The 14,956-nt window shown below is 52.3% G+C and carries 12 protein-coding genes; 11 read left to right on the top strand and 1 reads right to left on the bottom strand.

All coding sequences use genetic code 11. From position 1 onward, the window contains the following. Positions 1-26: 26 nt before the first annotated feature. From WMW72_RS04490 to WMW72_RS04465, 6 genes are all read left to right on the top strand, one after another. Positions 27-986 carry a carbohydrate ABC transporter permease gene (locus WMW72_RS04490; protein WP_341414224.1) on the top strand — a complete coding sequence of 320 codons (960 nt, stop codon included), beginning with the start codon at positions 27-29 and terminating at the stop codon, positions 984-986. After that, positions 983-1,828 carry a carbohydrate ABC transporter permease gene (locus tag WMW72_RS04485; RefSeq protein WP_341414223.1) on the top strand — a complete coding sequence of 282 codons (846 nt, stop codon included), beginning with the start codon at positions 983-985 and terminating at the stop codon, positions 1,826-1,828. The genes WMW72_RS04490 and WMW72_RS04485 overlap by 4 nt, the downstream gene beginning before the upstream one ends. 95 nt (positions 1,829-1,923) lie before the next feature. Continuing rightward, entirely contained in the window at positions 1,924-3,681 is a 1,758-nt protein-coding gene (locus WMW72_RS04480) for a cache domain-containing sensor histidine kinase (protein WP_341414222.1), read from the top strand. Further along, the gene (locus WMW72_RS04475) at positions 3,659-5,263 is read left to right on the top strand and encodes a response regulator transcription factor (protein WP_341414221.1); all 1,605 of its coding nucleotides are present in this window, start codon (positions 3,659-3,661) and stop codon (positions 5,261-5,263) included. The genes WMW72_RS04480 and WMW72_RS04475 overlap by 23 nt, the downstream gene beginning before the upstream one ends. A gap of 129 nt (positions 5,264-5,392) precedes the next feature. Next, entirely contained in the window at positions 5,393-6,691 is a 1,299-nt protein-coding gene (locus tag WMW72_RS04470) for an ABC transporter substrate-binding protein (RefSeq protein WP_341414220.1), read from the top strand. 24 nt (positions 6,692-6,715) lie between these two features. Further along, positions 6,716-7,543 carry a sugar phosphate isomerase/epimerase family protein gene (locus WMW72_RS04465; RefSeq protein WP_341414219.1) on the top strand — a complete coding sequence of 276 codons (828 nt, stop codon included), beginning with the start codon at positions 6,716-6,718 and terminating at the stop codon, positions 7,541-7,543. A gap of 62 nt (positions 7,544-7,605) precedes the next feature. Here WMW72_RS04465 and WMW72_RS04460 read toward each other — a convergent pair whose 3' ends face one another. Further along, a complete protein-coding gene (locus WMW72_RS04460; RefSeq protein ID WP_341414218.1) occupies positions 7,606-8,049 on the bottom strand; it encodes an aminoacyl-tRNA deacylase in 444 nt (147 codons plus the stop codon). Positions 8,050-8,328: 279 nt separating this feature from the next. Between WMW72_RS04460 and WMW72_RS04455 the strand changes: the two genes are divergently transcribed. The 5 genes from WMW72_RS04455 to WMW72_RS04435 all read left to right on the top strand — a co-directional run bounded on the left by WMW72_RS04455 (position 8,329) and on the right by WMW72_RS04435 (position 14,943). Then, positions 8,329-8,697, top strand: coding sequence for a shikimate kinase (locus WMW72_RS04455; RefSeq protein ID WP_341414217.1), 369 nt, complete (start codon positions 8,329-8,331; stop codon positions 8,695-8,697). Between the two features lie 360 nt (positions 8,698-9,057). Further along, a complete protein-coding gene (locus tag WMW72_RS04450) occupies positions 9,058-10,455 on the top strand; it encodes a glycoside hydrolase family 30 protein (protein ID WP_341414216.1) in 1,398 nt (465 codons plus the stop codon). A gap of 104 nt (positions 10,456-10,559) precedes the next feature. After that, on the top strand, positions 10,560-12,899 hold the full coding sequence (locus tag WMW72_RS04445; RefSeq protein ID WP_341414215.1) for a helix-turn-helix domain-containing protein: 2,340 nt from the start codon (positions 10,560-10,562) through the stop codon (positions 12,897-12,899). A 206-nt stretch (positions 12,900-13,105) separates the two neighbouring features. Further along, positions 13,106-14,044: an ABC transporter permease gene (locus WMW72_RS04440; RefSeq protein ID WP_341414214.1), complete on the top strand. Its 939-nt coding sequence runs from the start codon at positions 13,106-13,108 to the stop codon at positions 14,042-14,044. Between the two features lie 14 nt (positions 14,045-14,058). Then, positions 14,059-14,943 (top strand): carbohydrate ABC transporter permease, encoded by an 885-nt coding sequence (locus tag WMW72_RS04435; protein ID WP_341414213.1) that lies wholly within the window; start codon positions 14,059-14,061, stop codon positions 14,941-14,943. Positions 14,944-14,956: the final 13 nt, after the last annotated feature.

The raw sequence follows: 14,956 nt of genomic DNA, 5'->3' as shown, positions 1-14,956 counted from the left end.
GATAAGAAAAGCAAAGGTGGGCTACTATGAAGACTCAGACAACCTCAATCTCCTCCAAGGCCGCCCGCAAACGGACTGCTGCGTTCCGGCTGAAAGACCGCTGGGAATCTCCGATTGCCGGATACCTGTTCATCTCACCATGGCTGCTGGGCTTTCTGCTCCTGACGATGTGGCCGATGCTTCAATCGGTGTACTACTCCCTCACCAAATTCACGCTGCTGGACCCGCCTGATTGGGTGGGCCTTAGAAATTACGAGCGAATATTCGCCACCGACGATACGTTCCGCCAGTCGCTGAAGGTCACGCTCTGGTTCGTCGTCCTCTCGGTTCCGCTGAAGCTGATCACGGCGCTGCTGGTTGCTATCGCGCTCAACAAGAAGATCAAAGGAATTTCCTTGTATAGAACGCTGATCTACTTGCCTTCATTGATCGGGAGCAGTATCGCGGTGGCGGTATTGTGGAAGAACATGTTTGGCATCGATGGCTTTATCAATAAGCTGTTAAGCTTTGTAGGCATTCAAGGGATCAGTTGGATCAGCAGTCCAGGCACGGCGCTGGGTACCCTCATTATTCTGGTCGCGTGGCAGTTCGGCTCGTCGATGGTCATTTTCCTTGCGGGTTTGAAGCAGATTCCCGCCGAGTTATATGAAGCCTCGTCGGTAGACGGAGCGTCCAAGGTCAGACAGTTTGTCCAGATTACACTGCCGATGCTGTCTCCGGTGCTGCTGTTTAATCTGGTGCTGCAAACCATCGGCTCGTTCCAGATGTTCACGCAGGCCTTTATCATTACCAAGGGCGGACCTGTGAATTCCACGTATATGTATGCGCTATACTTGTACGATCGGGCTTTCTCGCGCTACGACATGGGCTACGCCTCCGCCTTGGCCTGGATTCTCCTCATCATTATAGGTATCGCCACGGCTATGATTTTCGCTTCGTCCAAATACTGGGTGTTCTATGAGACAGAAGGGAAGGGAAAGAAATGAATACAACAATGCGCAGGTCGATCGGGTCACATATGCTGCTAACCTTGTTCAGTCTGGTCATGATCTATCCAGTCTTGTGGTGGGTCGGTGCGGCCTTCAAGTCCAATGAGGAGATGAGCTCGCCTTCGCTGTTCCCGACAAATTGGTTATGGAGCAATTTCACGGAAGGGTGGGTGGCGATTCCGAAATATACGTTCACCCATTTCTACATCAATACCTTCGAATTGATAGCAGGCGTGCTGATTACTTCGGTGCTCTCCTGCAGTCTGGTAGCTTTCGGGTTCGCACGGCTGGATTTTCCATTGAAAAATTTCTGGTTTTCGATTCTAATGGTAACGTTAATGCTGCCGACTCAGGTAACGCTGGTACCTCAATATATTATGTTTAACGCCTGGGGCTGGGTGAACTCGTATCTGCCTTTCTACGTGCCTCACCTGTTGGCCGGCGGAGTCGGAGGCCCGTTCTTCATCTTTCTCCTGGTGCAATTTATTCGCGGCTTGCCCAAGGAACTGGATGAATCGGCCAAAATGGACGGCTGCACCTGGTTCGGCATTTACTGGCGCATCGTGCTGCCGCTGACCAAGCCGGCGCTGGTTACCGTTATGATCTACTGCTTTCTGTGGAATTGGGATGACTTCTTCGGTCACTTGCTGTACATTAATTCCATTGATAAATACACGGTGGGTCTCGCATTGAAGCTATTCGTGGACAGCCAGTCCGCGCTGCCTTGGGGTCAACTGCTTGCGATGTCGCTGGTTTCCGTGATTCCGTCGCTCCTCATCTTTTTCCTGGCCCAGCGGCACTTTGTAGACGGCATTGCTTCAGGTGCGGTGAAAGGGTAAAATGAGGCTACAATCCGACCATTGCAGGGGAAAGCTGCGCCTTAGGGCAGCTTTTTTCTGTTGATATCAGGAATCATGAAGGAGGGGGAGCGGTGTTGAGCCTGTTCAAGAGGGTGCGAATCGATCGTCTATTTTTCGGCAGCTTTGCCCTATTTATTGCTGCACTGCTGCTTATTTTCACATGGATCAGCTACAGCATCACTTCCCACGAGCTCGCGGACACGACCTCCTACTACCAGCGGGACTTGCTGGGCGAGCTCAACAAGCAGCTCGACATCCAGCTGCGGTCGATCGAGCAGATGTCGCTGGCGGCGGCGCGCAATATCGATACGGTTGGCTACGATCCGCTGGAGAAAGACTCCTTCGAACGCCTGCGCCGCAAAAAGGATCTGCTCAATATGCTTGCCAACATTACTTACAGCACGACGATGGTGCAGTCGATTCATCTATACATGGAAAATCCGGATCTGACGGATTCACAGGCGCCGGTGAAATTTCTCGATATTCATCAGGTGAGGTCAGAGAGCTGGTTCCCCGAGGTTCAGAACAATGATTTCAGCTGGATCCGGGAACGTACGCTGGAGACGAATACGGGGCCGCAGTCCTTTATCGGATTCGCGCGCAAGGTGTACAACAACTCCGGCAAATATTACGGGCTGCTGGTGCTCAACCTCAAGTCATCGGCGATTGAATATCTCGTTCAGGGGGAGTCGGAAGGGAGAAAACGGATTCTGCTTGACGGCGGGGGCAAGACGATATCGTCTATCGGCAATCTGGCCTTGCCGGAGCCGGTGCTGAGCGGCATCCGAGCATCGAAGGACAGGTCGGGCAGTGTCAGGCTTCCGGCTGTGGCAGACAGCGAGGATGTACTGATCGTGTGGAACAAGTCCCAATCAGACTGGATTCTGATTGAGGCGACGCCATGGAACAGCATCGTACACGGTAGCCTCCGGCTCGCCTATACGCTCATCGCTGTAGGCTTGGCGGCTATTTTCATCGCTTCTTTCTTTACCTTGTTTCTCTCCAGGCAGTTTACCAAGCCGATTCGCCAGCTGTTATCGATCATGGGGCGTGTACCGGCGAATTCCGCCATGGATCACCTGCCGACCGATTATACGAATGAGTTCGGCCATATGTTTCAGGGTTACCGCCGGCAGATGGAGCGAATTGAGGAGCTGCTGCATTCCCTGAAGGCCCAGCACAAACGGCAGCGAGAGGCGGAGATACTGGCCTTGCAGGCAATGATCAACCCGCATTTTCTATACAATACGCTGGATCAGCTGAATTGGCTGGCTATCGAAGCGGGGCAGGAGAAGATCAGCCGGATTTTGTCCTTGATGGGCAAGATGTTCCGGATCGGCTTGTCCAACGGAGAGACGATGATCCTCATCAAGGATGAGCTCGTTCATGTGGAATCGTATCTACACATTCAGAAAATACGCTGGGGCGACCGGTTAACCTATTCCATGGACATAGACGAAGCCCTGAAGGAGATGTACATCCCCAGGCTGACCCTTCAACCGTTCGTCGAAAACGCTATCATTCATGGCTTTCACGGACGCCGGTCAGGAGATATCTGTATTGAAGCGGGTATACGCGATCACGATATTGAATTCCTAATCTATGATAACGGTGTCGGAATACGCCCAGATTGGCATGAGAAGAAGCGGAAGACAGGCGGATACGGCATCCGAAATGTCAAGGAGCGCATAGACGCGTATCTGGGGACGCCGTACGGTGTGGCCTTGCACAACAGAGATGGGCAAGGGACGCTGGTAACGATCGTGCTGCCCGTCATTTCGAACAAACAAGAGGCGGAGGAGAGATTCCATGTGGCGAATCCTCATTATTGACGATGATTTTCAAGTGCTGGATGGCATGCGCAAGTCGATTCCGTGGGAACAGCTGGGAGCGGAGTGGGTTGGGGAGGCTATGGACGGCGAAGAAGGTCTGGCAGTTATCCGGGAGACGAAGCCCGATATCGTGATCACAGACATCTATATGCCGGTGATGAATGGCCTGGACATGATCGAGCAGTTGAGAGGCGAGCAGTTCGCGGGCGAGGTGATTATCTTAAGCGGTTATTCGGATTTTCAATATGCCCGTCAGGCGCTCCGACTGCAGGTCAGTGACTATTTGTCCAAGCCGGTAACGATGGAAGAGCTGCGAACGGTGCTTGAGCGCGTAATTCAGGAACTGGAAGCCCGGGAGCTCAAGCAGCTGGAGCAGGAGGAAGTCAGGCGGAGACTGATGATGTATGAGCCGTTCGTGCAGAAGGAATGGCTGAAATCCGTGTTTACCGGTACCTTTGAGCGGTCTGTAGCCGATGAGAGCTTGAAGTTGTCTGGCCGGGCCTACTGGAGGGAGAGAAATCATCTGGTAATGGGGATCGAGCTGATGAGCACGGTTCGTATATCCAAGGTGTCGCTGACCGACTGGAACCTGTTCCGGTTTGCGCTCGCCAATGTCGTCCGCGAACTGTTGGCGGACCATTGGCCGGAAGCTGAGTTCGTCGAGCTGCACAGCCATCATGCGGCGATTATTTTCCATCTGAACCGGGATAGGTCCTGGAATGATGCCATCCGAGACATACGGCGTATGTCCGAGCGGATCACGGATTGTGTCCAGATGTATCTGAAGCTGGAAATCCGAACGGGATTCGGAAGCGTCACAGAGGATTGGAAGGAAATTTCGAATTCCACGGAGGAAGCATTCCTCGATCTGCTGCAGCAGACCATGGTGTTCGAGCCCGGTCATGCGGGCGCTCTTCCTGCAGGCAGCAAGGTGGCGATACGTCCGATCAAGTTTTATCAGGAGCTGGCTGAAGCGATCGTGTACTCCAAGGGGCAGACAACGGATGCGCTTATTGATGGCTATGTGAGCCAACTGAGTGAGATGCCGTCCATCACTCCTGCTTATTTGCAATATTTATGTACGGAGCTGTGGACGATATTGGCTTATTCGCTGTACAGTACAGGGATCGTGCTGGATGAGTTGTTTCCAGACAATGCGGTTCCCCAGGAAATCAGTCGGATGACGACGCCCGCCGAGCTGGAGCAATGGCTGAAGGAGAAAATTCGGATCATCGCGACGAGCCGGGGCTGGAGTGAAAATTCCCGGCACAAGGATGCGGTGGAATTCATGATTCAATATGCCCACAGCCATTATCCGGAGGAGATTAGTCTGGAGGATCTATCCAAGCACTTGTACTTATCGCGCAATTATTTGAACCAAATTTTCAAAAAAGCAACGGGGGAAACGTTCACGAACTATGTCATCCGCGTCAGAATGGAGAAAGCGAAAGCGCTGATGCTCGAAGGCAAGCATATGATTTATGAAATCGCCGAGAAGGTAGGCTATAAGAACGTTCCTTATTTCAGCTCGAACTTCAAAAAATATTATGGGGTGAATCCAAGCGAGCTCGCGAAAAAATAGGTTGTGATCGATAGTGACAGAAATGTGTTCATTACTCTCATTCTTCTTGTAGCCGGTCTTACTTATAATAAAGCTTGTTAGAATAACCTGCTGAACCAGGAAGGGGATAGGAAGAGGATGAACAGGCAGATGCGTACTTGGGGGTTACTTTCCTTGACGGCTTTGGTCGCTGCGAGCTTGGCAGGCTGCGTATCGAATACCGAGAGCAAGCCGGGCGCAAGCAATGGGGGAAATTCCACGGGCAACACAGAGAATAAGCCGGTCAAGCTGCGGATCATGTGGTGGGGCTCGCAGGCCCGGCATGACGCAACGCTCAAAGCGCTGGACGCTTATACGAAGAAACATCCTCATGTGACCTTCGAGCCGGAATTCTCCGGGTTTGACGGGTACGCGGATAAACTGGCGACGCAAGCGGCGGCCAAACATGCGCCGGACCTTATCCAGATGAACCCGCCGTGGCTGTCTGAATACGCTGGTCGCAACCAACTGGCCGACTTGTCCAAGGGCATTCGGCTCGAAGATGTGGACAAGTCGCTGATTGATTCGGGCACATACAAAGATAAACTGTATGCGATTCCACTGGGCAATAATGCGACAGGCATGATTTACAACAAAGATGCGATCGACAAGCTCGGTCTTGCGCTTCCGGCGAGCGGCTGGACCTGGGAGCAGTATTATGAGTTCGGACGTCAGGCCAAGGCCAAGCTGGGCAAGGGCAACTACGTGCTGATGGACGCCACCGGGGATTACACGCTGTACTCCGCCTATCAGCTCAGTCAAGGGAAAGGTTACCCGATCACGGAGGACGGCAAGTTCAACATCGATAAGGCGACTTGGCTCGCCTACGTCCAAACCTATGCAGAGCTGCGCAAGGATGGCGTCGTGCCTCCGGCAGATATCGCAAGCACCGATAAGGAATCGGATGCCAAGCTCGATCTGTTGAACAATGGTACGGTCTTGATGAGACGCTCCCTCGCTGCCTTGTACCCCGGCTATGATGGCGTCAAGCCGGGTGCCTATACGCTCGCGGTGCAGCCCAAGGGGGTGCAGTCCAGCAGCTGGCTCAAGCCTTCGATGTTCTGGTCGGTCAGTGCCGACTCCAAGCATATCGAGGAATCCAAGAAATTCATCGAGTGGTTTATTAATGATCCCGAAGCGGCTGACATTCTCGGAACGACCCGGGGCGTACCTGTATCCAAGAAAGTATTGGATGACTTGACGCCGAAGCTCACGCCCTCCGATAAGCTGCAGATCGAGCTAATCAAGAGTGTGTCGCTTGATGCTCAGCCGTTCAACCCGGGAGCCAAGGGCTGGAGCAATTACACGGACAAGGATTTCAAGGACATCGGGGAAAAGGTCATGTTCGGCAAGATAACGCCGGAAGCTGGTTATGCGGAGCTGGTGAAGAAGGCCGAAGATTATAAATAACAAAAGGACAGGGAGTGCAGTCAGGTGATTACATTAACTGGATTTGCCGATGAAATTTCACAGGACTTGGAGGTCCAGCTCGATGTGCTGCAGTCCGAGGGCATCAGCCATCTTGAGCTGCGGAACGTATGGGGCAAAAATGTGCTGGAGCTGACGGATGAGGAAGCGGCCCGGCTGAAGCAGCGATTGCAGGAGCGGGGGTTCAAGCTGTCCTCCATCGGGTCGCCGATCGGCAAAATCCGGATTACCGATCCATTCGAGCCGCATCTGAAGTCATTTTCCCGGGCCATTGAGCTGGCTCGTTATCTGGAAGCCCCATACATCCGTATCTTCTCGTTCTTTATACCGGAGGGAGAGGAAGCAGGGAAGTACGAGGGAGAAGTACTGAGCCGGATGAAGCTATTAACAGAGATTGCAGAGCGGGAAGATGTCCGGTTGCTGCATGAGAATGAGAAGCATGTCTACGGCGATACGGGGGAGCGCTGTCTCGGCATCCTGCAAGCCTGCGATTCCCCGCAGCTGCGAGCCGCCTTCGATCCCGCGAACTTCGTACAATGCGGCGTTCGTCCGATGACGGACGCGTACCCGCTTATTGCGCCCTACGTCACGTATATTCATATCAAGGATGCGCTGATGGAGAGCGGGCAGGTAGTGCCAGCCGGTCAGGGTGACGGGGAGCTGCCGCAGCTTGTGCAGGAATTGAAACGTAGACAGTATACGGGCTTCATGTCGCTGGAGCCGCACTTATCTGCTGCGGAGACGTTCCAGGGCTACAGCAGACCGGATTTGTTCGTAGTAGCGGTCAGAGCCTTGAAGAAGCTGCTGGCGGATCAGCAGATGGATTGGAATTAAAGTGGTAACTCTTGTGAAGGACGTGTCCCAAGCGAAGGCTCGGGAGCGTCCTTTTTTATTCATCAATCCCAAAAAGCGACAACCTGATTTAGTTTTTCCAAATCAGTTGGGGCAATCTTCAAGGTCGATCCTGGTTCTCCTGTACCTCCATAAACAAAAGGATATTGCAAAAGTCGTCTATCTACGATACAAGGCAAAGAAAGTGCTAAGGAGACATTACCCACCGTGTATCCAGTGATTTGCTGGACTTCTTTTGGGGTTGCTATTTTCAATTGGCTACATCCTAAGCTGCTTGATATTTCTTCTAAATCTAATCGACCTCGATTTCCAGAAACAATCATTGCAACATATCCTTTTTCTGATTTAAGAACTAAAGTGGGAGCTGTTTGACCTAGTTCAATTCCCAAATAATCGGCACCTTCCTGTGCGGTACGGATCTGTTTTTCGTGATGAATAATCTCATAGTGAATTCCTCTTTCTTGTAAGATCGCTTTTAAATGATCCATAAATAGGCGGTCCTCCCCTTCTAATCATTCGAGACGGCTATGAAGTTCATAATTATGCTGACGGGTTCACTCCTCCAAAACCAAAAATATATCCTGTATTTGTCTGTTTGTTCTGCCCAACTACCATATTTTCCTTATTCGCCATTGTGTTCTCATATTCCTTGCAGTCTATAAATCGAACCCAAGGATGAAGTCTTTGCGTGGGTTTAGAGGATATCTTTGGAAAACGCCGAATCATTCAACGAGCCGTATACTATATTCACAAAAGTGAGGAAGAATATGAATATCGTTCTGATAGGTATGTCTGGAGCAGGTAAAAGCACGTTAGGCGCGTTACTTGCCCAAGCTTTAGGAATGGATTATGTAGATACCGATAGGGTTATCCAGCAGCAGGAAGGCAGGTTACTGCAAGATATCTTGGATCATGATGGGATCGATAGATTTATGGATATCGAAGAAAACACGGTGTCTGGATTGCAGCTAAATCATTGCATCATATCTACAGGAGGAAGCGTTGTATATTCGGAAAAAGCTATGCATGCCCTTAAACAGGGCGGACGGGTGATTTATCTACACGTCCCTTATGAGGAAATTAAACAGAGACTAACCAACGACAACCAGGGGTATCGTGATGAAGAAAGGAAATAGCCTCAAGGACGTTTACGAGGAAAGAGTTCCACTATACATGAAGTACAGTGATATAACTGTTGATTGCTCAAAGAAGGATATCGAACAATGTGTGAATGAAATGATTGAAATCATAAAGGCCTAAGAGAAAGCTTTATCGATGTGCTTGCCCCATGTATGGCTTCCTGAATAGAGATTAATTTCATTAAGAAAGCGTTTTTATTCAGTAATAGGTGTGGGATGGAGTGCTTTAGTGGAGAAATCTACAGATTGAGGAGTGGCAAGTTGCCCTTCGATTTGTCATGCTAACGGGAGAACCGTCAGTTTAGGCAAGCATGGCAAGCTGCGCGTTACTTCGATTAAAGCCCAAAGGAGAATAACATGACCCAGCATCCGAATCATGACAAACGCAATCAGGTAGACGTATGGTGGAGCTCTGAGAAGGAACCGAGAAACAGGTCCTGGTTCTATGAGTCTTTCGCAATTGATCATACATGGGAGGCCAGGCCGCTAGCCAAGCTGACGGCGCCGAGCGCCGTTCACGCTGAGACGATCGCGGTGTTTCCGGACATCGCCTACCAGGAGATCCTCGGCATAGGCACCTCGATGGAGGAGAGCACGGTCTATAATCTGTCCCAGATGTCGGCTTCCAAGCAGAATGAAGTCTTGACCCAACTGCTCGATTCCGATCAAGGTGCGGGCTTTGACCTCATCCGCATCGCGCTAGGCACCTCGGACTTTACCGCACAGACCTTCTATACCTATAACGATCTGGAGGAAGGGGAGACGGATTTCTCCCTCGAGAGGTTCTCGATTCAGAAGGATATTGACCTGGGCATTGTCGGCACGCTCAAGCGGATGCAGGAGATTTCGCCGGATCTGCGGTTCTTTGCCTCCCCTTGGTCACCGCCGGCGTGGATGAAAACCTCCGGCAGCTTGAAGAAGGGCGAGCTGAAGTCCGGCTACGCGTATATTGACGTGCTCGCCCGGTATTACCGCAAGGCCATTCAAGCCTACAAGGAACAGGGTATCGAGCTGTATGCGATCACCGTACAGAACGAGCCTCTGCTCGAAATCGACTATCCGAGCTGCTATATGAGCCCTGAGCGCCAGCGGGAGCTCGTGATAGCCCTGAGGCGAGAGCTGGAGGCGCACGGGCTGACGACGAAGATCTGGATCTTCGATCATAATTTCAGCGACAGCTGGGCGTACGTTTGTCCCATCCTGAGCGACGAGGCTGGCCATGCAGCCACAAGCGGGATTGCCTTCCATGATTATGAGGGCGAACCAACGGTCATGACCGAGCTGAAGTCCGCCTATCCTGACAAAACGATCCATATGACCGAGCGGTCGATCTGGGGCGTGTCGGCGGCTGACCGGATTGCGCAATACTTCCGGAACTGGGCCTCCAGCTACAATGCCTGGGTCACGATGCTCGACAGCACGATCGGTAAGCACCAGTGGGTCGGGACCCCGGACCCGACGCTGCTCGTCCAGAATGCTGCGAACCGGGAGGAATACTGGATGACGCCGGAGTTTTACCTGACCGGGCAATTCTCGAAGTTTATCCAGACAGGTGCCCACCGTATCGAGAGCAATTACGGATCGGCTGCGACCGTCACCAATGTCGCGTTCCTGAATCCCGATCAAACGATCGTGGTCGTGGTCATCAATCAGACAGAGGACGAGCAGCAGTTCCGCGTGGTGTGTGAGGGCCGGCAATTGCTGGAGAGCCTTCCGGCCAAAAGCGTGGCTACGTACCGCTGGCTGCGCGTGTAGCATGCTTCCATAGCAATCGATAGCAAGATAGGGCTGTCCCGATGTACGGGATAGCCCTGCCTTCGTCATAAGCCTGCCAAGGACATAAGGTAAGGAGGAGCCGGATGCTGGCCAGATTCCGTTCCCGCAAATATTTGCGGCGCATGTTGCTTTCTCTCATCGTATTCGTCGTAATGGTTCTGTGCGTATTCGCCTCAACACTCTATTGGAATATGAAGAACGCTGCACTGCATATTCAGACGGAAGCGAATCGCAAGGTACTCGCCCAGGTGAAATACAATGTCGAGTACATGGATGAAATTCTCAAGAACCTGATGATGTCTCTGTACTTCGACAATGAAGTGATTCCTATTCTGTACAGTAAAACGTTCAGCTACGAGGATATCGCCACAAAGCTGGCCAAGCTCGACAAAGTCGCGGATTCCTCGACTTATTTGCACTCCATCATCTTGTACAACCGTTACACCCATACGTATTTGTCCACCAATCGCAAGTTCCAGGACAATCTGCATGCGGAGATTGACCGCTTCGAGCGGCAAATCGCGGAGAAGCAGCCCATCGAGAAGATGAAGCTGATCCCGGTTAAGATTACGGATAACTCACTGCCTGCTGCCGTCGATTTTTTCTCTTATTTCATGTATGACAAGCAGGAGGACATCGCCGGGCAGAGCAAGCTGATTCTGAATGTGAAGCCGGAATGGATCTTGAACAACATCAAGGTCATCAACGATCTGGCTTATGATAAAAGCAGCTCGGTTCTGCTGATGGACGGAGCGGGATCGCTCTACACCAATGAAAATAAAGCTGCGGATTTTCTGCCTGCCGCCATCGGGCAGCGCATTCAAGCCAGTACGGCAGACTTCGAATCGTTCACATACGGAGAAGGCCAGGACAAGTCTATCGTTACGGTCCTGTCGCTGGGCGTTTATAATTGGAAGGCCGTGACCATTCAGTCGTATGATTACGCCTTCCGAGAGCTGAACGGCATTCGCAATATGCTTCTCATCGTGACTGCGCTGTTCCTGCTGCTGTCGGCTATCATCGCCTATATCATCTCGGCGCGCCTGTACCGGCCGGTAGAAACGATGATGATGCAGGTCCGAGACTCCGCACCTAGGGAGGGGAAGCCGGGCAAGCAGACGGACGAGTGGTCGTTTTTATCCGATAGCTACGCCTCGATGATGGACAAAGCCAATAGCGCTGAGCAGCATCATGCCCGCAACCGCAAGATCGTCGAACAATTCCACGTCCGGGGCTTGCTGACGAGAAGCGCAGCCCTGGATAGAGATAAGTTCCGCCAGCTGCTGGACGAGCAAGGCTTGCAGATCGACGTGGACGGACCGTTTATTGTAGGTGTTTGCAAAATTGACAGGTTTGATCAGAAGATGATGCAGGCCAGCCCCAATGAACAGAAAATTTACCGGTTCGCACTTGGGAATATTGCCGAGGAGCTGCTTGCCAGGTGGTGCAAGCCCGTCTGGATCGAGATGGGGGAGAATCATTTCGTCTTCCTCGCCTCGCTGCTCAGCCGGGAGTCGTTCTCGGGAGAGGCTTTCGAAGCATCCATCAAGGAAATGCAGCAAGTCATCCAGCGCTACTATCAGCTGTCGACGACGATCTCCCTCGTGGAGCCTTTCGCGGATTACCGGGATATTGCAGAAGCATACACGGAGGCGCAGCATCTGATCCTGTACCGGATGCTGCTCGGCAGCTCGATGATCATTACATCCAAGCTGGTCGGGGAAAGCGAGCGCCACGAAAACATTCATCAGGCGACCCAGATCGAGAAGCAGATCATCGAGCACCTGCGGGTGGGGAACAGCGAGGAGCTGAGCCATGACTTCCGCTATTTCTTCCAGTATGCGTCGGGCCTGACGTATACCCAATTCATGAATGCGGTCCTGCATATGACCGTTACGGTAACGAAGACGATTAGCGAAATCAATGAAAACCGGCTGCGGCCGATTGCGATAAATGTCAGGCAGTTCTACCAAGAGGTGCTGGAGCAGGAAACGGCGGAGCAGATGGAGTCTCTGTTCCACTCGCTCGCAGTCCAGCTCTCCGATCAAGCCAGTGCGGGGGAGAACGAGAAGACGGAAATCTTATGCCGGACGATCAAGGATATGATTGCGGAGAACAGCATGGACCCGGATTTCAGTCTGCAATCGATCGCTCAGCTGCTGAAGATGTCCTCGGCGTATGTCGGAAGGCAGTTCAAGCAAAGTACAGGCCTGTCCGTGACGGAGTACATGAATGATATTCGTCTCGAGAGGTCCCTGGAGCTGCTGGAGACGAAGGATATTACGATTAATGAAGTCATGGAGCTTGCCGGGTACCGGTCGCAAAGTTATTTTTTCAAGCTGTTCAAAGTCAAATACGGCACTTCTCCGAAAAATTACCGGCTTAGAAAGGTGATAGCTCCGGACAAACCAGGAATCCAATGAATGCAAGGCCTTGAATGATCAACACATGTTGACCTTCAAGGCCTTATTCCTGAGCAGGCGGCTGCACAGAGAGAAAAGTGCGGAAAGTGAACGCCGAGAAAGAGAAAAGTACGATTTGTTCAGTGGAAGAACCCCGGCTGATCTGACATGATAGGCCCATGAAAGCTGCGTCCAACAATCCGGCAGCCGGGGGAGGTGAGTGCAACATGAAAAGTCAGATCGTCCGAGGGAGTACGCTTAAGCACGAGGGACATTTCAAAAAAAATCGGGATCTGTTCATTCTCAGTCTGCCGGCTTTGCTGTTCAAGCTCGTATTCAGCTATCTGCCGCTGATCGGATTGATCGTCGCGTTCAAGAAATTTCGTTTCGATAAGGGCATCTTCGGAAGCGAATGGAACGGCTTCGATAACTTCAGGTTTTTCTTCGTCTCAGATAATGCGTGGAGAATTACGCGGAACACGGTGCTGTATAATTTCGGCTTCATACTCCTTACGATGGTGTGCGCGCTGCTGCTGGCTGTGCTGCTCAGCGAGATGTCGGGCAGAGCGGTGAAGGTGTACCAGACGGCGCTGTTCCTGCCATACTTCCTTTCCTGGGTCGTCGTCGGCTACATCGTGCTGGCCTTCCTGGAGCAGGAGAGGGGCTTGCTCGAGCATCTGTGGTCCTGGCTGGGCCTGAAGCCGGTGAGCTGGTACCAGGAGGCGAGCCGCTGGCCTTATATCTTGAACGCCGTGAATCTGTGGAAGACCGTCGGCTTCTCGACGCTGGTCTATTATGCGGGCATCATCGGCATCAATCCTTCCTATTACGAGGCGGCCCGTATCGACGGGGCGAGCAAGGCGCAGATGGTACGCCGCATCACGCTTCCGTTATTGACGCCGCTTATTGTCGTGCTGTTCATTGTAGCGATCGGCGGGATGTTCCGCGCAGACTTCGGGCTATTTTACTTCATCCCGAACAATTCCAGCTTTCTGTACGCTACGACGGATGTGATCGACACCTATGTCTTCCGGGCTTTGCGGACCGTCGGGGATGTCGGGATGTCTGCTGCAGTAGGCCTGTACCAGTCGGTCGTCGGCTTTATCTTGGTTGTGGCGACCAACGGAATCATCAAGAAGTTCAATTCGGAGCATGCATTATGGTAAGGGGCGTTCCAACTATGAAGAAGAATTCAGGGTCCATGGCCCCGATGGTGAACCATGCTTTGTTCGGGCTTGTGACGATCGCCATGATATTTCCGCTCCTGCTGGTTATCGCGGTATCCCTGTCAGGGGAAGGAGCGGTCGTCAGGGACGGGTACCGCATCATTCCACAGCAATTCAGTCTGGCCGGCTACCGGGCGGTGTTTACCAATCCCGGCGTGCTGCTGGATGCGTACAGTGTTACCATCCTAGTCACGGTTCTAGGCACTGCGGCGGGACTGCTATTCACGGCGATGATCGCCTATGTGATGTCGCGCAAGGATTACCGGTTCCGCAAGGCAACCACGCTGATCGTGGTGTTCACGATGCTGTTCAACGGTGGACTCGTTCCATTCTACATCCTTATCGTCAAATATCTGCATATGAAGGACACGCTGTGGGCGCTGATCATTCCTTATCTGATCAATCCGTTCTATGTCCTCATTATGAAGGGATTTCTCGACCGGATGCCTGCGGAAATTATCGAATCGGCCCATATTGACGGCGCTGGCGAATACCGTTCATTTTTCTCGATCGTCCTGCCGCTTTCCACACCGGCTCTGGCTACCGTGGGACTGTTCATCTCCTTCGTCTACTGGAACGACTGGTGGCTGGGGCTGCTGTTCATCGATCAGGGCAAGCTGGTTCCGTTGCAGCTACTGCTGTACCGGACGATGAATTCGATCGAGTTCTTCGCCGCCAACGCCCAGTATGTGCAGGGAACGATCGATGCCTCGAAGTTTCCCAGTCTGACGACGCGCATGGCGCTCGCTGTGCTGGGAGCGGGGCCGATGCTTGTGGTGTTTCCTTTCTTCCAGCGTTATTTCGTCAAAGGGCTTACCGTAGGCTCGCTCAAGGAGTAAGCTTACCGATTCC

This window comes from Paenibacillus filicis (assembly GCF_038070315.1).
Lineage (GTDB): Bacteria > Bacillota > Bacilli > Paenibacillales > NBRC-103111 > Paenibacillus_G > Paenibacillus_G filicis.
The sequence above is the reverse complement of the archived record's forward strand: the minus strand, read 5'-3'. Positions and strand labels throughout refer to the sequence as shown.